The organism is Flexivirga sp. (genome assembly GCF_035551235.1).
In the GTDB taxonomy this organism is placed as follows: Bacteria; Actinomycetota; Actinomycetes; order Actinomycetales; family Dermatophilaceae; genus Flexivirga.
The window spans coordinates 53,878-78,691 of sequence record NZ_DASZNO010000008.1; the positions used below are offsets into that span (position 1 = coordinate 53,878).

A 24,814-nucleotide genomic window follows, 5' to 3' on the forward strand; every position below is an offset into this window, starting at 1 on the left:
CGAGCGTCTCGAAAGGCGCTGCGCGCCCGCGTTGCTCCCGTTGTCGTTCGGTCACCGGGGCGGCGCCGGACGCGCCGCCGGGTGCGTATGGTCGCCTTGATGGTCGCCGGCTACGCCGCCGTCCCGGTCTCACTCCGTCGCTCCGCGGGCGCTCCGCTCCTCCATAGGCCCGGGCCGACGACGCAGCCGGCTCCCCGTTCGGGTCGCCTTCGTCTGGTGGCCGATTGCCGTGCCTTGTCTGTCACCTTGGTTGGTCGGGCTCGATTCTCATGGTGTGCAGGGCGGTGGCGAGCATGCGGTAATGGCCTGCGAGCAAAAGGAATTCGACGCAGCCGCGGTCGCCGAGATGGCCATGCAGCTGTTGCCAGGTGGGGTCGGAGAGGTCGTCGGTCGCGATGAGCTCGTCGGTTGCGGCGAGGAGGGCCTGCTGCCGGTCGCTGAAGTATGACGCCTCGGGCGTCTCGCTGAGCAGCTGCTCGATCTGGTCCGCAGTGACACCGGCCCGCTGGGCGATGTGCCGGTGGTGCGCGGTCTCGTAGTCGCTGTCGCGTAACCGCGCGACCCGCAGGATCACCAGTTCGCTGTCGGCCCGGGGGAGCGACCCGAAGGGCATCAGGCTCCCGGCGAACGCGAGCCAGCCCCAGAAGGTCCGCCGACCACGGCCGAGCACGGTGAAGATCGCCGGCGGTGCGGTGCGCGTGACGCGTCCGGCAAGACGGGCGAACCCGGCCGCCAGCGGTCCGTTGGTGCGCCAGCTGCCGGGTCGGACTCGGGCCGTTTCCGCCGGTTGAGCAGGCCGGGGGAGCGCCTCTGCGGGTCGAGTAGCCCGGGGGAGCGAAGCGGAGGAGGGCGTATCGAGACCCCGCGATCCCGTCGTCATACGTTGTCCTCGATCCGCGAATTCGGCTGTGCCGTGGTGAAATCCGTGCGTTCATCGCGAGCAAGCTGCAGCGCACGCTGCAGATCCGGCATCGGCTTCAGCTCGGCCACGCGCTGGGCGATCATCCGGCCCGGCAGCAACGGTGCGATCCACCACGGTGCCCAGATGAAGCGTGACCGGCGGTTGATGCCGCGCTCCAGGGCATTCATCGCCGCGGACAGCGGCGTGATGACGGTGGCCGACTTGCGGCCGCCGAGCAGGGTCGAGCCGGCCCTGGTGCCGAAGCCACGGCTGGTCATGTCGGTGTCCAGCTCGGCGTAGTAGGCGACGCCGACACGGGCGCCGGTGCCGTGCAGCTCCCACCGCAACGTGTTGCCGATGGCTTCGACTGCTGCCTTCGACGCGGAGTAGGCACCCATCAACGGTGCCTGCACAGCGGCGGCCAGGGACGAGGTCGCGAGCGCGTAGCCGCCCGGGTGCGCGATGTGCGGGGCGGCGGCGCGCAACGTGTAATAGGTGCCGAGGGTGTTGACTGCGAGCGTGCGTTCCATCACCTCCGGGTCGCCGCCGACCAGCGGAAGTTGTTTGGCGATACCGGCATTCGCGATGACGATGTCCAGGCCACCGAGCTCATCCACCAGCTCGCCGACGACCGTGTCGACCTGCTCGCGGTCGGCGACGTCGAGCTCGCGCCACGGGCCGTGAATGTCGGCCGCGACCTGCTCGAGCAGCTCCGGCTCGAGACCGGCGATCGCCACCCGCGCGCCACGTTCGGTGAGTCGTCGGGCGAGCGCGGCGCCGATGCCACGGGCGCCGCCGGTGATGAGGACCCGCTTGTTCTGCAATCGATCGGTACCCATGATCGACCAACGTACGCACCGGTGGCCTCGGCGGCCAGGTTCCGGTACGACGGTCCGGCCGGCGGCCGGCTCCACTTACCCTGTAGCGGTGAAGCATTCCGAGTACCGCCGGCTGATGAACGAGGAGTTCGGGTCGGCATACGCCGCCGTTCTCGGCAACAGCCACGTCCTGCAGGCACTGGGCAACCGCACCCCGGACGAGGCCATCGTCGACGGCATCAAATTCCGCGAGATCTGGCTGGCCGTCTGCGACGACCTGCAGATCCCCGAGGAGCGCCGGCTCGGCCGCGACCTACCCATTCGGGAGCGTCGCGACGTCTGAGCCGCAGCCCCCTCTTGCCGAATGACGGCTCTCTCGGCGAGTGACGGCCTGATCAGAGCGTCACTCGGCGAAGAAGCCGTCATCCGGCGGGGTTCACCGGACGGGTGCGCCGGGACCGAGCGGTATGCCGAGCGCCCACCACACGAAGAACAACAGCGTCCAGGTCACGGTCATCGCCACCGCCAGCGGCAAGGTGTACGACGCCAGCGTGCCGATGCCGGCCTTCTTGCGATAGCGCTGCAGGAAGCCCAGCGCCATGATGAAGTACGGGCTCATCGGCGTGATCGCGGTCGATCCGGAGTCGGCGATCCGGAAGATCGCCTGCGTGGTCTCCGGCGGCACCGACAGCAGCATCAGCGTCGGCACCAGCACCGGTGCGGCGATGGACCACATCGCCGAGCCGCTGGTGACCAGCACGTTGACGACGCTGAGCAGCGCGAGCACCATCAGGAAGACGATCGGCGCCGGCACGTTGGCCTGATCGAGGACGTCGGCGGCCTTCACCGACATCACGTCGCCCAGGTGGGTCCAGTCGAAGTACGCGAGGAACTGGGCGATCGCGAAGAACAACACCAGCACCGGCGCCATCTGCCGGATGCCCTCGGCCATCAGCCGCGGCGTGTCACCGACGCCCTTGAGCACGCCGGTGCGCAGGCCGTAGACCATGCCGGTCGCGCCGAAGAGGATCGCGATCACGAAGGCGATGCCGTCCAGGAACGGCGACTCGGCGATGCTGCCGTGCTCACCGCGCAACGGCGAACCCGACGGTATGACGACAGCCGCCAACACCACGAGCAGCCCGAGCAGGGTCAGGCAGGCAGCACGGACGGCCGAGCGCTCGCGGTCGGACAGGTGCAGGTCACCGATGTCCTCCAGGTCGATGTCCGGGTCCGGATCCAGGTCGGGTCGCTTGGCCAGCACCCAGCGGGTCACCAGGGTGATGACCGTCGCCAGCAGCAGCGAGGACGCGATGTTGAAGAACCAGTTGCTCACCGCCGACACCGTCACGTCCTTGTCGATGATCCGCGCGGCCGAGGTGGTGATGCCGGCGAAGATCGTGTCGTTCGGGGTGGGGATCGGGCTTGCGTCATACCCCGAGGCGATTGAGGTGTAGGCGACCACGATGCCGAGGATCGGCGAGCGGCCGACGGCTCGAAAAGCCAAGCCGCCCAACGGAACCAGGATGATGTATGCCGCGGCTGACGCCACGTGCGAGACGGTCCCGAGGAAGGCGACGGCGAAGACCACCGCCGACGCCGGGACGCGGGAGACACCGACCTTCATCACCGCGGCGAGGAAGCCGGTGCGCTCCGCGACGGCGACTCCCATGATCACCACGACGATCGTGGCCATCGGTGGGAAGGTCGCGAAGTTGTCGATGGCGGTGGAGAGGGCCATCGCCAGGCCGTCGCCGCTGAAGAGGTTGCGCACCGCGACCGACTTGTGGTCGCTCGGCGACACGACGCTGACGTCGGCGCCGGCGAGGATTGCGCTGAGGATGCCGAGGATGCCGGCGAGGATCCAGAAGAGCCAGAACGGATTCGGCAGCGCGTTGCCGGCCTTCTCGACGACGGCCATCGCGCGGATGATGCGCGGTAGCTCCTGCTCCGTCTCATCGGGTGCGGCCTTGGTGGAGGTCGTCATGACATGGCTCCCCTCGGTGCGGCCAGCCGGTGCTCGGAGAAGAACCGCCACATGACGTCCTGCGCGGCGATCGTGTGGGTCACGTGGCCGCCGCCGGAGTAGGTGTTGGTGCCGGGCCAGACGTGACCGCCGCCGGTGACGGCGACGTGCTCGACGTCGCCTGCCGCGCAGTTCGTCCAGTCGTAGACAGTGACGTCGGTGCCGATCCGGCGGGTGGACGGGTTCGGGTCACACTTGTCGCGGGCAGCCCAATCGGCGACGTAGGAGCGGATGGCGGGCAGCTTGCGATCCGGGTCGCCCGCGTAGGGGATGGTGCTGTCTCCGGTGCCGTGAATATCAAGCAGTGCAACGGGTTTCGCGCTATCGCAGCCTTCCGTCGCTTGCGGGTAGAACGCGCCGGAGGTCGGCGCGAAGGCCGCGAAGCGGTCCGCCATACGGCACGCGAGCAGGTTGACGAAGCCGGCGCCGTTCGACTTCCCGGTGGCGTAGGTCCGGGACGGATCGACGCAGTAGTCGGACTGCAGCTGGTCGAGCAGGTCGGAGGTGAACTTGACGTCGTCGACTCCCGGCGGGGCGTATGGCGCACCCTGCCACGCCTGGCGATAGCCGGAGCCGGTGCCGATCTCACCGTTCGGGTAGGCGACCACGGCCGGCAGCGACGAGAGGCCGGAGAACCCCTCGATCTCGGTGCCGGTGCTGCCACGGCCGTGGTAAGCGACGATCAGCGGCCAATTGCGGTGCTGCTCATAGTTTTTCGGCAGGTGCAGGATGTAGGTGCGAGTGTCATCGCCACTGGTGATCTCGTACTTCGCGCTCGCTCCGGACTCCTGGTCCGTCGCCTTCGTGCAGGACTGCGCGGCCGCCTGAGCACCGCCGGTCTCAGGTGACGCGTCAGGGGAGCCGCCGGCAGCGACGGCGGGGGCGGCCATGGCACCGAGGGCGCCGGTGGTCATCAGGCTCACGGTGAGGACGGCGAGTCGTTGCCGAATCGTCTTCATAACTGGTTCCTTTCGGCCGGGTCGGGCCTTCTCGAGGCGTGCTCGACCCACCGGTCGGCTCGGGGAAGCGACCGGTTGTTGCGGGGAGGTGGGTCAGGCGGAGCGCCACTCCTGGAGATATTCGACGAGTGCCGTGGTGACGGCGTCGACGATCGCGCGGCCCTGGTCCGCCGTCGCGGTCGTGGGATCACCCAGCACGCCATTCGCGCTGAGCTGGTCGTACCGGCGGGCGAGCGCCGGCGCGGTGCGTCGCGCGATGCGCGACAACGGGTCCAGCTGATCCAGGGCAGTCGTGCCCGGGGCCAGCCGGTCGGTGTGCACCAGATGCGGTGCGACATGCAGCATCTGGGCGGTCTCCGACTCGCCGCAGTGCCCGGTCACCTCAGCGCGGTCCATCTGCGCGGTGACGGGTGCAGCGAGGGAAGCTATTGCGGTCCAAGCGAATTCGATGTCCGGCCGATCGTGCAGGAGGTCCTGTGCGAGCGCGCCGAGGGTGGCGTTGTTGCCCGCATGCCCGGTGATCACCAGGATCCGGCGCCACCCGTGGTGCGCGAGGGAGTCGACATACTCGCGAGCCACTGTGAGGAAGGTGGCCGGACGCAGCGTGACGGTGCCGGCGAAGCCGAGATGGTGCGGGGAGACCCCGACCGGCAGGCTCGGCCCGATGACGACCCGGCCCGGAAGCGTCGCGGCGACCCGGTCGGCCATGTCCTCGGCACGGATCAGGTCGGTGGCCATCGGCATCGCGGGTCCGTGCTGCTCGAACGCGCCCGCGGGCAGGATCACGATGTCGCCGCGCGCGACCGATTCGGCGGCATCGTGCGTGGTCAGTTCACCCAATCGGTATGACGTGCCGGTCATTTCGCGCCCTTGTCGGCGGACCCGGGCGCGAGGACGTCGCGGATCGACTGCAGGTGCGAACGCGTCAGCTCGGACGCACGGTCGGCGTCGCCGGCGCGGATCGCCTCCAGGATCTGCTGGTGCTCGGCGTGGTCGCGCTCGCGGTCGTCATACCGGTGCCGGATCTGGACCTGCTCGCGAGAACGTAGGTGCAGCAACGCTTCCAGCGTTTCGGCGACGAGGCGGTTGCCGGTGGCACCGGCTACGGCGACGTGGAAATGCAGGGCGGGACGCTCGTCGCCGCGCTGCGGGGTGAGTGCGTTGGCCAGGGCGCTCTCCAGCGCGAGGAGATCCGCGTCGGTGCGGCTGCGGGCCGCCTCGGCCGCGATGGCCGGCTCGAGCAGCAGGCGCGTGGCGATCAGTTCCTCGATCGAGTCACGCCCCGCGTGCTGGTTGACGACCATGCGGCGCTCGAAACCCGCACCGACATACGTCCCCGAACCGTGCCGGAACTGCACGACGTCCGTGGCCTCGAGGCGACGCAGCGCTTCGCGCACGGTCGGGGTGGTCACCTCGAAGCGCTGGGCGAGTGCCCGCGACGACTCGAGGGCGTCGCCCGGGCGCAGGCCGCCCTCGACGATGAGGTCGACGATCTCGTCGGCGAGGCGGCTGGTCAGCGAGGTCTGGGTGGTCACGAGAAGTGACTAGATCACTTGGTGACCTGATGTGTCAAGGGTCACAGGCCAGCCGCGAATGACGGCTCCCTCGGCGAGTGACGGCTCGATCTCGCCGTCATTCGCCGAAGAAGCCGTCATTCGGCGGGGTCCGGGTGGGGTCGGTAAATTGGCGGAGTGCCAGCAAGTCCGGATCGAGTGCGTGCGTGGGATCCCGGTGTCGCCGGGATCCGCGAGGTGCTGCACGCGTCCTGGGCCGACCACAGCTATCCCGCGCACACGCACGACGCCTGGACGCTGCTGATCGTCGACGACGGCTTCATCGGGTATGACGTGGACCGCCACCGGGACCGCGCGGACGCGGGTGTCGGCGTCACGTTGCTGCCGCCGCACGTGACCCATGACGGCCATCCGCTGACGTCGAGCGGGTTCCGCAAGCGCGTCGTCTACCTCGAGGAGTGCGTGCTCCCGGAATCGCTGATCGGCCCGTGCGTCGATGCGCCGTTGGTGCTGGATTCGACGTTGCGACAGTCGGTTTCGCAGTTGGACACCGCGTTGTCCGCGGGCGAGCGCCTCGCGGCCGAGTCGCACCTGGCACTGGTGTCGCACGGCCTGCGGTGGCATCTGGGTGGGCGCCCCGCGCCCGCGCGCGTCGACGCATCCCGCCGGGCGTGGATCGCCCGCCGGGCCCGCGACATCCTCGATGCCGACCCGGTGGAGGCGCCGCCGGTCGAGCAGCTGGCGACCCGGCTCGGCGTCAGTGCGGCATACCTGATCCGCGCCTTCACGAGGGAGTTCGCCATACCTCCGCACCGGTACGTCACCGGGCGTCGGCTGGACCTGGCCCGGCGGCGACTGCTCGAGGGCGAACCGGCCGCAGCGGTCGCCGTCGCCACCGGGTTCTACGACCAGGCGCATTTCCACCGGCACTTCCGCCGGCTGCTGCGCACCACACCCGGCAGCTATCAGGCGTCGGCCGCGTGAAATGACCCCGCGATCGTGCGACCGCACCGTGGCGGCCGCACCGGTTAGGTTCGTCGGTATGGCGGAAACCGATCGGGAACGAGAAGAGCTGCTGTCGTCGCTGACCGCGAAGCGGGAGCACGTGCTGGCGCAGCTGGACGGACTCACCGATGAGCAGCTGCGCCGACCGGTGCTGCCGTCCGGGTGGAGCTGCCTCGGGCTGGTGCGTCACCTGACGCTGTCGGACGAGCGATTCTGGTTCGAGGTCGTCGTCGCCGGGCGACCACTCGACTTCTGGCCGGAGGGGAAGAACGCCGATTGGCTCGTCGCAGGCGACGAGCCGGCCGCGGAAGTGCTGCAGACCTACCGCGATGCCATCGCCGTCTCGGATGAGCTCATCGCCGAGCACCGACTCGACGAACCACCCGCGAACCCCGGAGAAGCGCCGGGCGACTTCCCCGATCTGCGATCGGTCCTGGTGCATGTGCTGGTGGAGACGGCCACGCACGCGGGTCACCTCGATGCGGTCCGGGAACTGCTCGACGGTCATCAGCACCTCGTCCTCGACTGATGGTCACTTTCGTACAAGACGTTGCCGTGCGCCCGCACGCACGATGACCGCATGTATGACGTGACCGACCGACGGACCAACCACGAAACCGCCACCGACCTGCTGACCCCGCCCTTCGCGACGAAGGTGGCGATCCTGCTGCGTGACGACCTGGCCGCCTGGCAGCGGATGAACGTGACCGCGTTCCTCGCGTCGGGGATAGCGGCGGCGAATCCGGAGCTGGTGAGCGAGCCCTACCGCGACGGTGACGACGGGACCTACCTGCCGCTGCTCGGTATGCCGGTGCTGGTCTTCGAGGGCGGCGCGCGCGAACTCGCCAACGCGCGCAACCGCGCGGTCTCCCGAGGGCTGCGCCCGGCGATCTACACGCAGGAGATGTTCTCGACCGGGTATGACGCCGCGAACCGTGCGGCCACCGCGGGCGTGCCGGCGGAGGAGCTGGACCTGGTCGGACTCGCGGTGCACGGACCCAAGAACGGTGTCGACAAGATCCTCAAGGGCGCGCACCTGCACCCGTAGAACGGGCCAGTCGGCGACGTGCGCAAGTGCGACACGCCACGCCGCAAACCTTCGTACGGATGTTCGGGAAGCTGGGCTAGGCTCATCCACAAGTCCTCGAACGACGACCCGTTGTCCACAGTGCATGGACGACACACATCGGGTTGTCGGTGCGGGGATCTAGCGTCTGACACGTTCCAAGGCTCGACCTGCACTGGCGGGCTGCGGACGGTCGCCGGTGGACGCGACCCATCCACGAACTCTTGAAGGAGTGCCGCACATGGCAGCAAAAACGGCGAACGCCGGGGACAACAAGCTCAAGTCGCTGGACACCGTCCTGTCCCAGATCGAGAAGGCGCACGGCAAGGGCGCGGTCATGCGCCTGGGCGATGACGTCCGGCCGCCGATCGACGTGATCCCCACCGGTGCCATCGCGCTCGATGTCGCGCTCGGCATCGGCGGGCTACCGCGGGGCCGCGTGGTGGAGATCTACGGACCGGAGTCCTCCGGTAAGACCACGGTCGCCCTGCACGCCGTCGCCAGCGCGCAGCGCAACGGCGGCATTGCGGCCTTCATCGACGCCGAGCACGCGCTCGACCCCGAATACGCCCGGAAGCTCGGTGTCGACACCGATGCACTCCTGGTCAGCCAGCCCGACACCGGCGAGCAGGCACTCGAGATCGCCGACATGCTGATCCGGTCCGGTTCGCTCGACATCATCGTCGTCGACTCCGTCGCCGCGCTGGTGCCGCGCGCGGAGATCGAGGGCGAGATGGGTGACAGTCACGTCGGCCTGCAGGCGCGGCTGATGTCGCAGGCGCTGCGCAAGATCACCGGTGCGCTCAACAACACCGGCACCACCGCGATCTTCATCAACCAGCTGCGCGAGAAGATCGGTGTCATGTTCGGCTCGCCCGAGACGACGACCGGTGGCAAGGCGCTGAAGTTCTACGCCTCGGTCCGCCTGGACGTGCGGCGCATCGAGACGCTGAAGGACGGCACCGACGCGGTCGGCAACCGCACCCGCGTCAAGGTGGTCAAGAACAAGGTGTCCCCGCCGTTCAAGCAGGCGGAGTTCGACATCCTCTATGGCCATGGCATCTCGCGCGAGGGTGGCCTGATCGACATGGGTGTCGAGCAGGGCTTCGTGCGCAAGGCCGGTGCTTGGTACACCTACGAGGGCGACCAGCTCGGCCAGGGCAAGGAGAACGCCCGCGGTTTCCTGCGGGACAACCCCGACCTCGCCGACGAGCTGGAGAAGAAGATCAAGGAGAAGCTCGGCGTCGGGCCGCGAGTCGACAAGCCGGCCGAAGAAGCGGCACCGGTCGTCACCGCGGTCGACTTCTGATCGACATCTCGGCCGTCGATCGGGCGGTCGGCGGCCGAGATGTTCTCCCGTATGACGGAGCCCTGCAGCACGCCGCTGCTTGCCCGAGGGCCCGAGCCACGAAGTGAGGTGTCCCGAAGGCGATGAATCCCTTTGACAGTGCACCGGATTCACCGCCGGACTTCGTAGACCCGGCGGACGTCATCGTCGGCCCATGGGCCGGCTCGGGCGCTCAGGGACCGACGCCCGGCCGGGACGAAGGTGCCGACAGGGGGCGCGACAGGGGTGCCCGGCGGCCCAGTCCTCGCGGCGGCGGCGCAACCAGCCGTGCGGCCGGAACCACCGGCGGTCGGCGCAGCCCGCGACAGGCGCGCGACGATCGGGAGCCGCCGCCCGACAAGCAGGGCCCCGATGCCGACCCGCACGAGGTGGCCCGCACCATCGTGCTGCGGCAGCTGGCTGCCGCGCCACGCAGCCGCAAACAGCTGGCCGACAAGCTGCGCGAGCGCGGCTGCGACGACGACATCGCCGCGTCCGTGCTCGACCGGTTGGAGCAGGTCGGGCTGATCGACGACGCCGCCTACGCCGCGACCATGATCCAGTCCCAGCAGACCCGTCGTGGCCTGGGTCGACAGGGGATCAGTCAGGAGCTGCGCCGCAAGGGGGTCGCCTCCGAGGTCATCGACGAGCAGCTCGAGAGCATCGACGACGATGACGAGCGGGAGCGCGCTCGGGCGCTGGTCGACAAGAAGCTGCGCTCGATGCACGGTCTCGACGCAACGGTTCAAGCACGACGCCTGGCGGGAATGCTTGCCCGCAAAGGCTATTCGTCATCGATCGCCTGGTCGGTGATCCGCGAGGCGATCGCCGACGCCCCGGAGCACCAACCGGACTGACCGAGCACGTGCGGTCACTTGCGGAGCCCGAGCTCCTTGCGTAGCGCAGGGATGAGGTCGGTCAGCCGCGGGTCGGGGCGCCGTCCGGTGATCATCGTCAGCTGCACCGACATGCGGAACGGCAATCGGTCGATCGCTTCATCCGGATGTAGATCCATCGCGACGGCGCTGTGCGGCAGCACGGCCAGGTGGCCGCGCCGTCGTGCCATCGAGATGGCCGTGGCGAGCGTGATGCCGCGACGCGCGTCGGAGCCCAGCCGCTGCAGCCGCTGCACGATGTCGTCCAGCCGTAGGTCGAAGGTCGAGACGATCACCGGGCGATCCCGCAGCGGCAGCCGGCCCCGGCCCGGCGGTTCGACGCCGGCGGCCCGGAAGAACACGAGCGGGTCGCGGCCGATCGGGTGCGCCACCACGCTGCTGGGCAGTGTGACCTGGTCGGCGATCGCCACGAAAGCGGCGTCCATCGTCCCCTCGGCGACCCATTGCATGAGCACCGGTCCGTGATCCTGTCGCTGCTCGATGGCAACCTCGGGCAGCAGTGCGTCAAGGGCCGGAAAGAGCAGCGAGGTCAGGCTGGCAAAGCTGCCGACGACAAGGGGCCGATGGGACGCCGCAGCACGAGCCGCGCCGAAGGCACCTTCGAGGTGGCCGAGGATGTGGTCGGCCTGGCGAACGAGTTCGGCGCCGGCCGTCGTCGGTCTGGCGCCGCTGGTGTCCCGCTCGAACAGTTCGATGCCGATCCGCCGTTCGAGTCTGGCCAGTCGGGCGCTCGCCGACGGTTGGCTGATCCGCAGGTTGCGCGCCGCACCGCCCACCGAGCCGGTGCGCGAGACCTCCCGCACCAACGTCAGGTCATCTACCTCAGGCAGTGAAGACATAGGCCCAGGCTATGACCGATCCGCCTCGATCAGCATCTACTGCTGGCCCTGGCCGGGCCGGAGGATGAAGGCATGACAACACAGATCGACAAGGAATCGGCCCTCGGCTGGCTGCAACGGTGGGACGACCAGCAGGCGACCTACTTCGCGGACAGGGAAGAGCGTTTCGAAGTGATCGCCGATGTCGTCGAGGCGGCAGTCGGCCGCCCGGATCCGCTGGTCGTCGACCTCGGTGTCGGCCCGGGCTCGTTGGCCCATCGGTTGCTGCAGCGCATTCCCGCTGCGACGGTGGTCGGTGTCGACATGGATCCGCTGCTTTTGGCGCTCGCCGAATCGGCATACGGCAGTGACGATTTCAGCGTGATGCAGTTGAACCTCACTGAACGCGGTTGGTGCGGGCGGCTGGGGCTGGACCGCGCGGCCGATGCGTTCGTCAGCACGACGGCACTCCATTGGCTCGGCGCCGACGACTTCGCGGCCGTCGCCGACGAGGCGGTCCGGCACCTCGCACCCGGCGGGGTGTTCGTCGACGGAGATCATTTCTACGAGCCGGAGCGCACTCCGCGGCTCGACGCCGTGCGACGAGACGTGGCAGCCGGCGCCGCGCGCCGTGCCGGACGCGTCGACGCCGAGGACTGGGGAGCATGGTGGGACGCCGTCGCCGAGGCGCCGGAGCTGCGGTCGCTCATGCAGCGCCGCGCGGCGGAGCAGTTGCCGAGCAGCGTGGAGCGTCGCCGGCAACGGGTGGCATCGCTGTCCGATGTGCAGCGTGCGCTGACCGGCGCGGGCTGTGCCGAGGTCGGCACGGCCTGGCAGAACGGCGACGACTTCGTCATGGTCGGTTTGGTATAGGCGTATTGAAATGAACTGAGCGTTCGATATAGTGGACATCATGCCGCCGTCCTCGCTCGCAGCCTCCGTGGGAGCGCAGCTACGCCTGCGTCGTGACCAACGCGGTATGTCCGCCGCTGAGCTCGCCCGGCGCGCCGGGTTGTCCAAGGCCACACTGTCCGGCCTGGAGTCGGGGCGAGCGAATCCGACGATCGACACCCTCGACGCGGTCGCCGTCGCGCTCGGCGTGCCACTGGCCGATCTGCTCGCGGAGACCGACGATGCCGGGACGCACGTCGTGCGCGCCACCGACGCTGACACGTCGGGACCGCATCGCGAGTTGTTGCGCAGGGTGAGCGGGGGCCACCAGGTGGAGATCTGGCGACTCCGCCTTCCCGCGCACACCGAGTTCGTCGGCGTTCCGCATGCGACCGGCACGCTCGAGCACCTCGTGGTCGCGTCGGGGAACCTGTCCGCAGGGCCGACGAGCGATCTCGTCGAACTCGGCGCGGGTGACCTGCTGGCCTTCCCCGGCGACGTCGCACACTCGTACCGAACCACCTCCGAGCCGGCGGACCTCACCGTCCTCATTGCCTCCCCAGTCAGCCTCTGAACGGATGATCCGTATGTTCCTCGTCCTCCCACTTCTGCTTGCGTGGCTTGTCGCTGTGATCAGCCCGGGGCCGGATTTCCTTGCGGTGCTTCGCACTTCGGCCGCACACGGTCGGTCGGCGGGCATGCGGGTCGGCTTCGGTGTCGTGTCCGGCATCGCCTGCTGGGCGACGCTGGCGATGTGCGGACTCAGTGCTCTGCTGGCACGTTACGAGCACCTCTATCTCGTCGTGCGCAGCGTGGGTGCCGTGCTGCTGATCGGGTATGGCGTGCACATCCTGTGGTCGGCGCGCAAGGCCGGTCATGGCGCCATACAGGAGCAGCGGCCGAGCGCCGGAAACTATTGGCGGCTGGGGCTTTTCACCAATCTGGCCAACCCCAAGGCGCTGGTCTTCTTCGGGGCGCTCTTCGCCACGTTGATGCCGCGGCAGGAGGGAGTCGGTGTCCGTGTCGCGGTGCTGGCCATGATGCTGGCGATGGCGGTCGGCTGGCTCGCCGTCGTGAGTTGGTGCGCCGGTTCCCGGCCGGTGGTCGCGGCATACCGACGTTTGCAACGGACCATCGACCGCATCGCCGGCGGCCTGTTCACGGCGATCGGCATCACGCTCGTGCCGCGCTGACCGGCACCACTAGCGTGGGCCGCATGCCCGTCATCGACGAACTCATCAGCACGCTGGACAGCTCGCGCGTGCTCACCGACCCGGACCGGATCGCGTCCTACGTGCACGACGAGGCCGAGTGGGCGCCATACAGCACGCCGCTCGCGGTGGTGCGCGCGACGAGCACGGACGACGTGCAGCGGACCGTGCGGTGGGCGCTGCAGCACGATGTGCCGCTGGTGCCACGCGGCGCCGGGACCGGGTTGTCGGGCGGCGCCAACTCGACCGACGGTTGCGTGGTCGTGAGCCTGGAGAAGATGAACGCTGTCCTCGAGGTGAACCCGCTGGAGCGGATCGCCGTCGTACAACCCGGCGTCGTCAACGACGATCTGCGCAAAACCGTTGGGGAGCAAGGTCTTTGGTACCCGCCGGATCCGGCCAGCTCACCCTGGTCGACGATCGGCGGCAACGTCGCGACGAACGCGGGTGGCGTGTGTTGCGTGAAGTATGGCGTGACGCGCGACTACGTCATCGGGCTCGAGGTCGTCACGGGCACGGGTGAAGTCGTGCGGCTCGGTCGGCGCACGGCGAAGGGTGTGGCCGGACTCGACCTGGCCGGCCTGTTCGTCGGGTCGGAGGGAACGCTCGGCATCGTCACCGAGATCACCGTGAAGCTGCGGCCGTTGCCCGATCCGGGGCGGACGGTGCTGGGCTACTTCGACAGCATCGTCGACGCCGGTGTCGCGGTGCGCGACGTGGCGGCCCGCGGCCTGACGCCATCCGCCCTGGAGATCGTCGACCGCATCTGCCTGGAAGCCGTCGACGAGATGACCAACATGGGCCTGGCGGCAGAGGCCAATGTGGTCCTGATCGGCAAGCTGGACGAGCCGGGGGAAGCCGGTGTGGCGGCGGCGCAGGAGATGGTCGCCGCCTTCCAGACCGGGGGAGCGACGTTCGTCGCCGAGACCTCGGATGCCGAGGAGGCCGACGCCATGATGGCCGCTCGGCGGCTCGCCTACCCGGCGATGGAGCGCAAGGGGCCGTTGCTCACCGAGGACATCGTGGTGGCCAAGGAGCATGTGCCGGAGATGTTGCGCCGGATCGAGCAGATCTCGGCCGAAGTGGGGATCACCATCGCCAGCGTCGCGCACGCCGGCGACGGCAACCTGCATCCACTGATGGTCGCCGGCCACGACGATGACGACGAGCGCGAACGCGCACAGGCGGCCTTCGACCGGATCATCGACGAGTGCCTGAAGCTCGGTGGCACGGTCACCGGCGAGCACGGTGTCGGCCTGCTGAAGATGCCCGGTGCGGCGCGCGAGCTCGGCCCAGAGGTCATCGCCATGCAGCGTGCCGTGAAGGCGGCGCTGGATCCGCACGGCATCTTCAACCCGGGCAAGGTGTTCTGACTCGCTGGCGGTGACCGCAGAACTGGCCTGTGGACAAGCTCTTTTCGGGCCGTCCGCGCGGCTAGCTTGATCGTCATGAGTCAACCGCAGGGGAGCATTCCGCCGCAGGCGCCGCAGCAGTTCGGACCGCCGCAGCGGGTCGGCCCGCCACCGCAGCAGTTCGGCCCGCCGCCGTGGCAGCAGGGCGCGGGCGCCATACCGCCGCCGTGGCAACAGGGCCCGCCGTTGCGCCCCGGATATCCGGTCAGGACACGGCCGGTCCGACCACCGGTGCACGGGTGGTGGACCGCTTCCGCGGTGCTTGCGTTCATCGGCGCCGGCTTCGCGGCGTCAGTTCTGGCATCCATCGCAGTGATGGCTGGTTACCTCCTGTTTCTGGTCGCCGTCATGGGCGGTGGTGAAGGCCTGCGGCAGATCTCCGACGATTTCTTCTCCGGCTCCGGGGTGGCTGTCTGGATCTTCCTTGCTTTCCAGGTCGGTTCGGTGATGCTCGGATTCATGGCCGGTCTCCGTTGCCTGCGCGCAAGGACCTCCGGCGCCGTGCTCAGCATGCTGCTCGGTGCCCTCTCGATCGGCGAGCTGGTCTGGTGCGCGACGGTGCTGCGCATCTCGATGTCGACGCTCGTCGTGTTGGGTCTGGCAGCCCTCGCACTGATCGTGTGCCCGGTCCTTGCGTTGTTTCACCGGCAACCGAAGCACCGGTAAGGCCCGATGATGAACCGCACCTCGTCCGGCCGGCCGCCCGGGAAGTGGTGGTGGATCGCGACCGCCGTGTGCCATTTGCTGAACGCCTTCGTCTTCGCGGGCGGGGCCTGGGCGTGCATCCATTGGCTCAACCGCTCGGAGACGACGGAGTACTACGACACGCATCGGAGTGCTGACCCGGACGGGATGATTCTGCTCGAGTTCTTCATGCTGGGTGTCACCCTGGCCGCTGTGTGCGCGGTGGCGTACGCGATCGTCGGGGCCAGCGTGACGTTGGGGAAGTACCAGGCCGGTCCGGCCATGCTGTGGGCCTCGTTCCCGGTGACCGGCATCGCCGGTGCGCTCGCGATCGGTGAGTTGTGTCGCGACAACGCTGCGCTGGCGGATGATCTGTCGATAGGCCTGCTCCTGCTCGTCATGGCCGGTGTGGGCATCGGCTCGATGGCGTCGAGCATGCGGCAACGCCCGAAGACCCAGAAGCCGTTCGTGCCGCCACGCCCCGCGCCATACACGGGCGGTTCGCCGTACCAGCGCCCGCCGGGGTCCTGACCTGCACCTGAGCGGCGATTCCGGGCGTGTCGGGACGACGCCGTACCCTTGACGGGTCATGACTGGTGATCTGAAGACCTATGAAGTGCGCACCCACGGGTGCCAGATGAACGTCCACGACTCCGAGCGCATCGCCGGATTGCTGGAAACCGCGGGGTATGTCGACCGTGCCGGCCTCGCTTTCGGGGACCGGCCGGAGCAGCCGGACGTGGTGGTCTTCAACACCTGTGCGGTGCGCGAGAACGCCGCCGGCAAGCTCTACGGCCAGCTCGGCCAATTGCGCCCGGCCAAGGACGCGCACCCCGGGATGCAGATCGCCGTCGGCGGCTGCCTGGCGCAGAAGGACCAGGGCGAGATCGTCAAGCGTGCGCCGTGGGTCGACGTCGTCTTCGGGACCCATAACGTCGGGTCGCTGCCGGTGCTACTGGAGCGGGCGCGGCACAACACCGAGGCACAGGTCGAGATCCTGGAGTCGCTGGAGACCTTCCCGTCGACGCTGCCGACGCGGCGCGACTCGGCCTTCAGCGGCTGGGTCTCCATCTCGGTCGGCTGCAACAACACCTGCACCTTCTGCATCGTGCCGTCGCTGCGTGGCAAGGAGAAGGACCGCCGCCCGGGCGACGTGCTCGCCGAGATCCGAGCGCTCGTCGAGCAGGGCGTCGTCGAGGTCACCCTGCTCGGTCAGAACGTCAACACCTACGGCGTTGAGTTCGGTGACAAGCTCGCCTTCGGCAAGCTGCTGCGCGCGTGCGGCGAGATCGAGGGCCTGGAGCGGGTGCGCTTCACCTCTCCCCACCCCGCCGCGTTCACGGACGACGTGATCGACGCGATGGCCGAGACGCACAATGTGATGCCGTCGCTGCACATGCCGCTGCAGTCGGGTTCCGACCGGGTGCTGAAGGCCATGCGCCGGTCCTACCGCTCGACGAAGTTCCTCGGCATCCTCGACCGGGTCCGCGAGCGGATGCCCGACGCGGCGATCACCACCGACATCATCGTCGGCTTCCCGGGGGAGACCGAGGAGGACTTCGCCGAGACCCTGCGCGTCGCTCGCGAGGCGCGCTTCTCATCGGCGTTCACCTTCCAATACTCCATCCGCCCGGGCACGCCCGCTGCCGACCTGCCCGACCAGCTCCCGAAAGCCGTTGTGCAAGAACGCTTCGACCGGCTCATCGAGCTGCAGGAGGAAGTCTCCTGGGCGAGCAACAAGGAGTTGGAGGGCACGACGGTCGAGGTGCTGGTGTCGCCGGGGGAGGGCCGCAAGGACGCCGAGACGCACCGTATGTCGGGCCGCGCCCGCGACAACCGGCTGGTGCACTTCGCCGTGCCCGAGGGCGTCGACCGGCCGCGTCCGGGTGACCTGGCCACCGTGGGCGTCACGTATGGCGCCCCGCACCATCTGGTCGCCGACTCCGGCGCCGAGGGCGGCACCTGGGAGGTTCGCCGTACCCGTGGCGGCGACGCCTGGGAGGCGCTGCAGGACCAAGCCACCGACGGTGGGACGCGCAAGCCCGCCGTCGCCCTCGGTATGCCGGGCCTCGGCAAGCCGATCTCCGCGCCCGTCGCGGACGGCTGCGGCTGCAACTGACCGACCCCGCGGATCGAGTGCCCGGGGGCGAAGCGGAGGAAGGCGTATCGAGATCCGGTTGACGCCGGTCATCTGCTGATGGCCAGGGCGCGCACCTGGCGCGCCGGCTCGGGAAGAGCCTTCCCGCGTGCCCAGATCAGGCCGACCTCGCGCGTCGCATCGATCCCGGTGACCTGCAACGCGGTGACGCCCGGCGGGAGATGCCGATCGGGGGATTCCGGCAGCAGGGCGACACCGATGCCGGCCGCGACGAGTCCGGCGACGGTGTCCAGCTCCTGGCACTCGACGGTGATGTGCGGCTCGATGCCCGCGGCGGCAGATGCTTCGTCCAGCAACTGACGCATCCCGAATCCGGTTGCCATTGCGATGAATTCGCGATCCCGAAGCTCGCTGAACCCTATCGAGTGGCGTCGGGCGAGCGGATCGCCCGCCGGCACGACGAGTTGCACCCGTTGCCGGAGCAGTCGACGCCAGCTCACCGGCGCATCCCGCGGTCGCGGCGACACGATCCCGAGATCGACGTCGCCTGCGACCACCTTGGCCGTGATGATGTCCGCCGCGTCCTGGATCAGCTCGAACCGCAGCCCGGGCTCGGCCGCCCGTGTCCGTTGGATCAGCTCGGGGACCAGCCAGGTGCCGAAGGAGTGCAGAAAGCCCAGGTGCACCACGCGCGGGCCGTGTGCCCGGAGCTCGCGCACCGCTTCCTCGGCGGCGACGAGCTCGCTGTGCGCGCGGCGCAGGTGTTCGGCATACACGCGACCGGCGGCATTGAGGTGCAGTCGCTTGCCGCGACGGTCGAAAAGAGTGCTGCCGAGCTGACGTTCGAGTCGGCCGAGACGCCGCGAGAGGGTCGGCTGCGGGATCTGCAGGCGGGCAGCGGCGGCCGTGACGTTCTCCTCCTCGGCGAGGACGACGAACCACCACACGGCATCACGCACAGAGCCCAGCTTATGCCTATTTAGCATGAGAGAGGGAAGAAAGAATCATTTCCGTATGAACGAAGCGTGCGTGACGATGGCGTGGTGACCACGACCACTGCGCAGCTCGCGCCCGTCGGCTATCGACGTGGTGACTCCGGGTACCGCCGGATCACCGCGGCCCTCTTCGCCGCGGGTATGACGACGTTCGTCGCGATGTACTGCGCCCAGGCCGTGCTGCCGTCGCTGGCCACCGACTTCTCGGTGTCACCGGCGGTCTCGGCGCTCAGCGTCTCCGCCACCACCGGCCTGCTCGCCCTCGCGATCATTCCGGCCAGTGCCCTGTCCGAACGGTTCGGCCGCACCCGGGTGATGACGTGGTCGGCGCTGGCCTCCGCGGCGATAGGCCTGGTGCTGCCGTGGTCGCCGTCCATGGCGGTGCTGGTCGTGCTGCGCGCGCTGCAGGGCATCGCGCTCGCCGGTGTCCCGGCAACCGCGATGGCCTACCTGGCCGAGGAGGTCGACCGCAGGCACCTCGGTGCCGCCATGGGTCGCTATATCGCCGGCACCACGATCGGTGGCCTGGCCGGGCGGCTCGTCGCGTCGTTCACGCTCGACCTCAGCACCTGGCGCTGGGCCCTCGAGGTGGCCGCGCTCGTCGCACTGGCCTTCACCGTGGTGTTCGTGCGCCTGGCGCCGGCCTCGCGTCATTTCGCGGCACAGCCCGTCGGCCTGCGGGCCACGTCCGGTGCGCTCGCGGACCACCTACGTGACCCTGCGCTGCTCGGTCTCTTCGCGACCGCACTGTTGCTCATGGGCGGCTTCGTGTCGCTCTACAACATGCTCGGATTCCGTTTGTCCGCAGCACCATTCAACCTGTCGGATGCGGTGGTCGGCTCGATCTTCCTGATGTATCTCTCGGGCACGGTCTCGTCGGCGATCGCAGGACGTCTCGCCGAACGGTTCGGGAGGGCGCGGACGCTGATGACAGCCGAGGTGGTGATGGTGCTCGGTCTGGTCCTGACCCTTCCCGGCTCGTTGGTCGCGGTCCTCTTCGGGGTCCTGCTCTTCACCGCTGGGTTCTTCGCGGCGCATGCGATCGCCAGTGGCTGGGTCGGGTTGCTCGCCCGACAACATCGTGCCGAGGCCAGCTCGCTCTACCTCTTCGCCTACTACATCGGCAGCTCGGTCATCGGCGCGTGTGCGGGCATCGCGTTCAGCGCCGGGGGTTGGACGTCGATGGTCTGTTACATGGGCTTCTTCCTGGCTGCCGCGCTCCTGGTGGCGGCAATGGTCGCGCGCGTGGCCGGCCGAACCGCGCGCTAGGCTTGGTGCATGCACATCGTCAGCATCCAGTGGTGGCTGCCCTCCCCGGCGGCCCGCTGACGAAACCCGTTTTCCTCGAAGCCGCCCGGTCGGGCGGCTTCTTTCGTATGACGCTCCCGGTCGGGCTCCGACCCCAAGGAGCACCTAATGACCATCCTGGACGACACCGAACTGCACGGCGACGCGTCATACGCCGCGAGCCGGGCGCGCAGCGACACCATCCACAAGCTGATCGACGACCCACACGGGAGAGGCCGCGAGAAGCTACGGGTCCTGACCGGCGACCGACCGACCGGGCCGCTGCACATCGGCCACCTCTTCGCGACGCTGCAGTCGCGAGTCGCCATACAGGACAAGGGGATCGACACGTTCATCCTGGTCGCGGACTACCAGGTGATCACCGATCGCGACAGCGTTGGCGACGTGCGGGCGGCCACCTACGGACAGCTGGCCGACTATCTCGCGTCCGGGATCGACCCGGCTCGCTCGACGATCTTCGCGCACTCCGCCGTGCCCGAGATCGGCCAGCTGATGCTGTCGTTCCTGTCCCTGGTCACCGATGCGGAGCTGCGACGCAACCCCACGGTGAAGGATGAGCTGGCCGCCACCGACGGTCGCCCGCTGTCCGGCCTGTTGCTGACCTATCCGGTGCACCAGGCCGCGGACATCCTCAGCGTCCACGGCTCGGTCGTGCCGGTCGGACGCGACCAGCTGCCGCACGTCGAGCAGACCCGGGCGATCGCACGACGCTTCAACGCCCGGTATGCCGGCGGCGAGGAGTATTTCCGAACCCCGGACGCGCTGCTCACCGACCTGCCTGTCGTGCCCGGACTGGACGGCCGCAAGATGTCGACCAGTCGCGGCAACGGCATCTCACTCGGTATGACGGCAGACGAGACCGCCGCCCGGATCCGCAAGGCACGCACCGATTCCGAGCGCCGGATCACCTTCGACCCCGACGGTCGCCCCGAGGTCGCCAGCATGCTGCGGATCGCCGGGCTCTTCACCGGCGAGCGCCCGGAGCAGGTGGCCGACCGCATCGGCGACGGGGGAGCCGCGGCATTGAAGGCTGCGCTCACGACCGCGGTCAATGACGGACTGGCCGTGCACCGCGCGCGCCGGGCGGAGTTCGCAGCTGATCCGGCATACCTGGAAAGTGTGCTGCGAGAAGGCAATGCGCGTGCCCGCGAAGTCGCGGCCAGGACGCTCGACGACGTCCAGGATCGCCTCGGCCTGCGTTACTGACCCGGTGCCGATAGTGCAGCAGCGGTCGTTCTCGTATGCCGAAAACGACCGCTACTGCACTCTCGGCGACTCCGACGTCAGTCGCCCTTGACGTTGACGATCTGCCGCAGCGTGTGCCGGACCTCGACGAGGTCGGCGGCATCCTGCATGACCACATCGATGTCCTTGTACGCCTGCGGGATCTCGTCCAGGAACGCCTCGGTGTCCCGGTACTCGATGCCCGTCATGGCCGTCCGGAGCTGGTCGACGGTGAACGTCTTCCGGGCCTTGCTCCGGGAGTACATCCGCCCCGCCCCGTGCGGTGAGGAGTTCAGCGCCAGCGGGTTACCCTTGCCCACCACGACGTATGACGCAGTGCCCATCGACCCCGGGATCAGCCCCGGCCGGCCCGACTCGGCGTTGATGGCGCCCTTCCGGGAGAGCCAGACATCCTTGCCGAAGTGCCGCTCCCGCTCGGTGTAGTTGTGGTGGCAGTTGATCCGCTCCTGCTCCACGACCGGCTCACCGACCCAGTGCGACACGTCGTGCACGACCCGGTCCATCATCTCCTCCCGGTTGAGCAGCGCGAAGTGCTGCGCCCACCGCAGCTCCCGCAGGTAGGTGTCGAACTCCGCGGTCCCCTCGACCAGGTAGGCAAGGTCCTTGTGCGGCAGCGGAATCCACCACTGCTCGCACAGCTCCCGGGCGACCTTGATGTGCCGCTGGGCGATCCGGTTGCCGACGCCCCGTGACCCCGAGTGCAGGAACAGCCACACCCGGTCCTGCTCGTCCAGGCTCACCTCGATGAAGTGGTTGCCGGAGCCGAGCGAACCGAGCTGCACATCCCACTTCTTGGCGTATGACGACGGGTCGAACCCGGCGTCCTGCGCCATCGTGGACAGCTCGTCGAGTCGAACCTGGGTGTGCTCCCTCGTGATCCGGTGGTTGTAGCCGCCCGCCGACAGCGGGATGGACCGCTCGATGCTGTGCCGTATGACGGACCGGTCCTCCGGCAGGTCGCCGACGCTGAACTGGGTCCGGACGGCGATCATGCCGCAGCCGATGTCGACACCGACCGCCGCCGGGATGATCGCCCGGAGGGTGGGAATGACCGACCCGACAGTCGCGCCGAGCCCGAGGTGGGCGTCCGGCATCAGAGCGAGGTGCGGGTGGATGAACGGCATCGTTGCGGTGAGCTCCGCCTGCTCCCGAGGGTTGTTCTCGAGCAGCGAAGCCCAGTTGAAGAGCCGGTCGTTGATCTTCTGCATGATGAATTCCTTTGCTGAGCATACAAATACGGCGTCGATCAAGGACCGACGCCGTATTGGAAGAACGGTGTCGGTCAGGTCTTGACCGCCTGCAGGGTGTAGCTGGCGGCGAGGCGCTCGGGTCGGTCGCTGAGGCGCCATTCACCGCGCTCGTCGACCGTCATCAGACCGGGCAACGCGCACCACGGCACGCTGTCGTGCTCGACGAGCCCGGTCAGCTGCAGCCCGTGCCGCAGTAGCGCGGTGACGATCTCGCCGAGCCCGTGATTCCAGTCCACCGTGGTCTTCGCGGTGATCTCGTGGTCGGTGGCGACGTACGTGCCGCCGTCGGTCCACCTATTGCCCTCTGGCTGCTCGAAATACGAGTACTCGGGTTCCAAACCGTCCTCCTCGAAGGTCCACAGCATCGGGTGGCCCTCCCGGATGAAGAGGCGCCCACCGGGTCGCAGCAAGGACGCGACGACCTGGGCCCACCGGTCGGCCGAGGGCAACCAGCACAACGCGCCGATACCCGTGTAGACCAGATCGAAGGTGCGGCCGCCGAGCGCTTCCGGCGCGGAGTAGACGTCCGACTCGACATAGTCGATCGCCGCGCCCGCGCGGTCGGCGATCGTGCGTGCCTCGGCCAGCGACGCTGGGGAGAAGTCGAGCCCCGTCACGCGCGCGCCGAGGCGGTGCAGCGACAGGGTGTCGGTGCCGATGTGGCACTGCAGGTGCAACGCTTCGAGCCCTCGGATGTCACCCAGGCGTTCCTTGTCGAAGGCGACGACATCGCTCAATCGCGTTGTGTCGTCAACGATCTCGGACACGGCGTAGTCCGGGCTCGCGGCGTGTGCCGCGGCCCGGTCGTCCCAGTTGGCCCTGTTGAGCGCGAGGTAATCGGTCACGCCCCAAGGGTGCGGGAGGACGGCCCGGCGGGCAACCGAATTCGCGGTGCGTCAGGCGGACCGGGCGGTGCCGGCCAGTCGGTCGTATGCCGCCAGGCAGGCGTCGCAGGAGCAGCACTCCGTGGAATGCATGGATCGTGGATTACGGATGCTCCCGGGCACGAGCAACGGTTCCACCCGCCAGCCGGGGAACGAAAAGGTCTGCAGCAGCACGGGTTCCGGCTCCGGGTCGCACTGATAGGCCCGACAGCATCGGCAGGAGGTGTAGCCGCCGTTGCCGGCGGAGTGCCAGGTCTGCTGATGTCCGCACGACCGGCAGAGGTGGACCAGGACGCTCATGCCGGGTCCGGTCCGGGGTCCGCTGGATTCGTCATACGACCGAGCGTGGACCTTCGACCGGCTCGAAGGTCAAGCGCGGGGACTCAGTCCTCGCCGTCGTCCTCGATCGGTTCGTTCCAGTCGTCCCGGTGGGGAAGCAGCGGCATACCCTCCTCGGTCGCGGTCTCCTCTTCCGTACGGTCGTAGTCGTCGTGCTCCTGTTCGGTACTCATACCGTCCACCTTCCCGCACCCGGGCTCAGGAAGGAACAGCTCCCGACAGTTTCAGCCAGCCGGATCGCTGGTGCAGGTGACCGCCGGACCGCCAGTGGTCCAGGACGGCCCGCTCGAGACGAGTGGACGCCACGAGGTCGGCGGGATCGGCGTCCGGCCGGCGGAAGACGAAGTTGCGCACCGACCAGTCGCCGTCGGTCGGTGCGCCGATCGGGTGCCAGCGGGCGCAGAAGCGGGCGATGTTGCTGTCCGGGACCAGATCGCACAACTGCTCGTCGAGCAGCCAGCTGGTGCAGCGCGCGACCGAGACCGGCGGCAGCTCCGGGAAGTGACGGGCCAGGAACGGCCGTACCCGAGCCAGTGATGCATCGACCTCGGCCGGTCGCAGCGGGCCGCTGTCCGGGATGTGTATGCCGGCAACGACCGACCCCGTCACGGTCGGCACCCCGGCCGCGCGCAACTCGGCGGCCGGCACGTCCAGCCTCTCGAGCTCGGCCTGCAGGCGCCCGAAATCGTAGATCACACCACGCAGGTGCAGTGCGAGCCAGTTCTGCACGTGCAGGCCCGTGTGCCCGAAGGTGCGCTCGAAGATCCGCAGGTGGCGACCGAGATCGGCGAGGATCGCTCGCGACGCGGTGTCCGGGATCGCGCGAGTCCGGTGGAACGCCAGCGTGTCCGGCAGGGTCGCGGCGAACGCGACCGCGTGGAAGAAACGCGCCTCGACCGGTTCGTTCGGGTCCTGCGGGTCGAAGGTGGCAGGCAGGGACGCCTGCTCCTGCGTCAGCAGTCGGCCCATCCCGCTGCGGAGCGCGGCGACGACTTGGCCGACCCGGGCGAGCGCAGCGGCGTCGCCGCTGATCCGTGCGGCGGCCGTCGCGAAGTCGGCGCGGTCCGGCTGCTGCACCGCGAAGTAGTCGAACGCCCGCTGCAACGCGGCTCCGGAGATGCGGGTGCGCAACTGGTCGGTCGTGGGCAGCGAAGTCACCGGGCCATC

General features: G+C 68.9%; 28 protein-coding genes. 15 read left to right on the forward strand and 13 right to left on the reverse strand.

The window, feature by feature from the left end; translation table 11 throughout:
• Positions 1-241: 241 nt before the first annotated feature.
• Both VG502_RS01540 and VG502_RS01545 read right to left on the reverse strand, forming a co-directional pair.
• Complete coding sequence (locus VG502_RS01540; protein WP_325548036.1) at positions 242-880, reverse strand: carboxymuconolactone decarboxylase family protein; 639 nt, start codon at positions 878-880, stop codon at positions 242-244.
• A complete protein-coding gene (locus tag VG502_RS01545) occupies positions 877-1,740 on the reverse strand; it encodes an SDR family NAD(P)-dependent oxidoreductase (protein ID WP_325548038.1) in 864 nt (287 codons plus the stop codon). Before VG502_RS01545 ends, VG502_RS01540 begins: the two co-directional genes overlap by 4 nt.
• Positions 1,741-1,828: 88 nt before the next feature.
• Here VG502_RS01545 and VG502_RS01550 point away from each other — a divergent pair, with 88 nt between their 5' ends.
• A complete protein-coding gene (locus VG502_RS01550; RefSeq protein WP_325548040.1) occupies positions 1,829-2,062 on the forward strand; it encodes a DUF3046 domain-containing protein in 234 nt (77 codons plus the stop codon).
• A gap of 93 nt (positions 2,063-2,155) precedes the next feature.
• On the opposite strand, the gene VG502_RS01555 is transcribed toward VG502_RS01550, so the two are convergent.
• The 4 genes from VG502_RS01555 to VG502_RS01570 all read right to left on the reverse strand — a co-directional run bounded on the left by VG502_RS01555 (position 2,156) and on the right by VG502_RS01570 (position 6,239).
• Complete coding sequence (locus VG502_RS01555) at positions 2,156-3,706, reverse strand: AbgT family transporter (protein WP_325548042.1); 1,551 nt, start codon at positions 3,704-3,706, stop codon at positions 2,156-2,158.
• The gene (locus VG502_RS01560) at positions 3,703-4,704 is read right to left on the reverse strand and encodes a CE1 family esterase (RefSeq protein WP_325548044.1); all 1,002 of its coding nucleotides are present in this window, start codon (positions 4,702-4,704) and stop codon (positions 3,703-3,705) included. Before VG502_RS01560 ends, VG502_RS01555 begins: the two co-directional genes overlap by 4 nt.
• 93 nt (positions 4,705-4,797) lie before the next feature.
• Positions 4,798-5,565 carry a creatininase family protein gene (locus VG502_RS01565; RefSeq protein WP_325548045.1) on the reverse strand — a complete coding sequence of 256 codons (768 nt, stop codon included), beginning with the start codon at positions 5,563-5,565 and terminating at the stop codon, positions 4,798-4,800.
• Positions 5,562-6,239, reverse strand: coding sequence for a FadR/GntR family transcriptional regulator (locus tag VG502_RS01570; protein ID WP_325548047.1), 678 nt, complete (start codon positions 6,237-6,239; stop codon positions 5,562-5,564). The genes VG502_RS01565 and VG502_RS01570 overlap by 4 nt, the downstream gene beginning before the upstream one ends.
• Before the next feature lie 156 nt (positions 6,240-6,395).
• On the opposite strand from VG502_RS01570, the gene VG502_RS01575 reads away from it, so the two are divergent.
• From VG502_RS01575 to VG502_RS01595, 5 genes are all read left to right on the forward strand, one after another.
• Positions 6,396-7,202, forward strand: a complete 807-nt coding sequence (locus VG502_RS01575; RefSeq protein WP_325548048.1) for an AraC family transcriptional regulator — start codon at positions 6,396-6,398, stop codon at positions 7,200-7,202.
• 58 nt (positions 7,203-7,260) lie between these two features.
• Positions 7,261-7,752 (forward strand): DinB family protein, encoded by a 492-nt coding sequence (locus VG502_RS01580; RefSeq protein ID WP_325548050.1) that lies wholly within the window; start codon positions 7,261-7,263, stop codon positions 7,750-7,752.
• Positions 7,753-7,803: 51 nt separating this feature from the next.
• Positions 7,804-8,271, forward strand: coding sequence for a DUF2000 domain-containing protein (locus VG502_RS01585; protein WP_325548051.1), 468 nt, complete (start codon positions 7,804-7,806; stop codon positions 8,269-8,271).
• A 259-nt stretch (positions 8,272-8,530) separates the two neighbouring features.
• Entirely contained in the window at positions 8,531-9,598 is a 1,068-nt protein-coding gene (recA, locus tag VG502_RS01590; protein WP_325548053.1) for a recombinase RecA, read from the forward strand.
• Positions 9,599-9,720: 122 nt separating this feature from the next.
• The gene (locus tag VG502_RS01595) at positions 9,721-10,473 is read left to right on the forward strand and encodes a regulatory protein RecX (protein ID WP_325548055.1); all 753 of its coding nucleotides are present in this window, start codon (positions 9,721-9,723) and stop codon (positions 10,471-10,473) included.
• Positions 10,474-10,487: 14 nt separating this feature from the next.
• On the opposite strand, the gene VG502_RS01600 is transcribed toward VG502_RS01595, so the two are convergent.
• Entirely contained in the window at positions 10,488-11,351 is an 864-nt protein-coding gene (locus VG502_RS01600; RefSeq protein ID WP_325548056.1) for a LysR family transcriptional regulator, read from the reverse strand.
• Positions 11,352-11,423: 72 nt separating this feature from the next.
• Between VG502_RS01600 and VG502_RS01605 the strand changes: the two genes are divergently transcribed.
• The 7 genes from VG502_RS01605 (at position 11,424) to miaB (ending at position 17,647) form a co-directional block, all read left to right on the forward strand.
• Positions 11,424-12,203, forward strand: a complete 780-nt coding sequence (locus VG502_RS01605) for a class I SAM-dependent methyltransferase (RefSeq protein ID WP_325548058.1) — start codon at positions 11,424-11,426, stop codon at positions 12,201-12,203.
• Positions 12,204-12,243: 40 nt separating this feature from the next.
• Entirely contained in the window at positions 12,244-12,795 is a 552-nt protein-coding gene (locus VG502_RS01610) for a helix-turn-helix domain-containing protein (RefSeq protein ID WP_325548060.1), read from the forward strand.
• Positions 12,796-12,880: 85 nt separating this feature from the next.
• Positions 12,881-13,414: a LysE family translocator gene (locus tag VG502_RS01615; protein WP_414655689.1), complete on the forward strand. Its 534-nt coding sequence runs from the start codon at positions 12,881-12,883 to the stop codon at positions 13,412-13,414.
• Between the two features lie 23 nt (positions 13,415-13,437).
• Positions 13,438-14,805, forward strand: coding sequence for an FAD-binding oxidoreductase (locus tag VG502_RS01620; protein WP_325548064.1), 1,368 nt, complete (start codon positions 13,438-13,440; stop codon positions 14,803-14,805).
• Positions 14,806-14,880: 75 nt separating this feature from the next.
• Positions 14,881-15,510, forward strand: a complete 630-nt coding sequence (locus VG502_RS01625) for a proline-rich domain-containing protein (RefSeq protein WP_325548065.1) — start codon at positions 14,881-14,883, stop codon at positions 15,508-15,510.
• Between the two features lie 9 nt (positions 15,511-15,519).
• Complete coding sequence (locus VG502_RS01630; protein WP_325548067.1) at positions 15,520-16,059, forward strand: hypothetical protein; 540 nt, start codon at positions 15,520-15,522, stop codon at positions 16,057-16,059.
• 58 nt (positions 16,060-16,117) lie between these two features.
• Positions 16,118-17,647, forward strand: a complete 1,530-nt coding sequence (gene miaB, locus VG502_RS01635) for a tRNA (N6-isopentenyl adenosine(37)-C2)-methylthiotransferase MiaB (RefSeq protein WP_325548069.1) — start codon at positions 16,118-16,120, stop codon at positions 17,645-17,647.
• Positions 17,648-17,715: 68 nt separating this feature from the next.
• On the opposite strand, the gene VG502_RS01640 is transcribed toward miaB, so the two are convergent.
• On the reverse strand, positions 17,716-18,585 hold the full coding sequence (locus VG502_RS01640; protein ID WP_325548070.1) for a LysR family transcriptional regulator: 870 nt from the start codon (positions 18,583-18,585) through the stop codon (positions 17,716-17,718).
• 84 nt (positions 18,586-18,669) lie between these two features.
• Here VG502_RS01640 and VG502_RS01645 point away from each other — a divergent pair, with 84 nt between their 5' ends.
• Together VG502_RS01645 and trpS are read left to right on the forward strand one after the other, a co-directional pair.
• Entirely contained in the window at positions 18,670-19,890 is a 1,221-nt protein-coding gene (locus tag VG502_RS01645; protein WP_325548071.1) for an MFS transporter, read from the forward strand.
• A gap of 147 nt (positions 19,891-20,037) precedes the next feature.
• On the forward strand, positions 20,038-21,135 hold the full coding sequence (trpS, locus tag VG502_RS01650) for a tryptophan--tRNA ligase (RefSeq protein WP_325548073.1): 1,098 nt from the start codon (positions 20,038-20,040) through the stop codon (positions 21,133-21,135).
• Positions 21,136-21,212: 77 nt separating this feature from the next.
• On the opposite strand, the gene VG502_RS01655 is transcribed toward trpS, so the two are convergent.
• The 5 genes from VG502_RS01655 to VG502_RS01675 form a co-directional block, all read right to left on the reverse strand.
• A complete protein-coding gene (locus VG502_RS01655) occupies positions 21,213-22,382 on the reverse strand; it encodes an RtcB family protein (protein ID WP_325548074.1) in 1,170 nt (389 codons plus the stop codon).
• Positions 22,383-22,456: 74 nt separating this feature from the next.
• Positions 22,457-23,269 (reverse strand): class I SAM-dependent methyltransferase, encoded by an 813-nt coding sequence (locus tag VG502_RS01660; protein WP_325548076.1) that lies wholly within the window; start codon positions 23,267-23,269, stop codon positions 22,457-22,459.
• 51 nt (positions 23,270-23,320) lie between these two features.
• On the reverse strand, positions 23,321-23,608 hold the full coding sequence (locus tag VG502_RS01665; RefSeq protein WP_325548078.1) for a hypothetical protein: 288 nt from the start codon (positions 23,606-23,608) through the stop codon (positions 23,321-23,323).
• 83 nt (positions 23,609-23,691) lie between these two features.
• Complete coding sequence (locus tag VG502_RS01670) at positions 23,692-23,820, reverse strand: hypothetical protein (protein WP_325548080.1); 129 nt, start codon at positions 23,818-23,820, stop codon at positions 23,692-23,694.
• A gap of 25 nt (positions 23,821-23,845) precedes the next feature.
• The gene (locus tag VG502_RS01675) at positions 23,846-24,805 is read right to left on the reverse strand and encodes an acyltransferase domain-containing protein (RefSeq protein ID WP_325548082.1); all 960 of its coding nucleotides are present in this window, start codon (positions 24,803-24,805) and stop codon (positions 23,846-23,848) included.
• Positions 24,806-24,814: the final 9 nt, after the last annotated feature.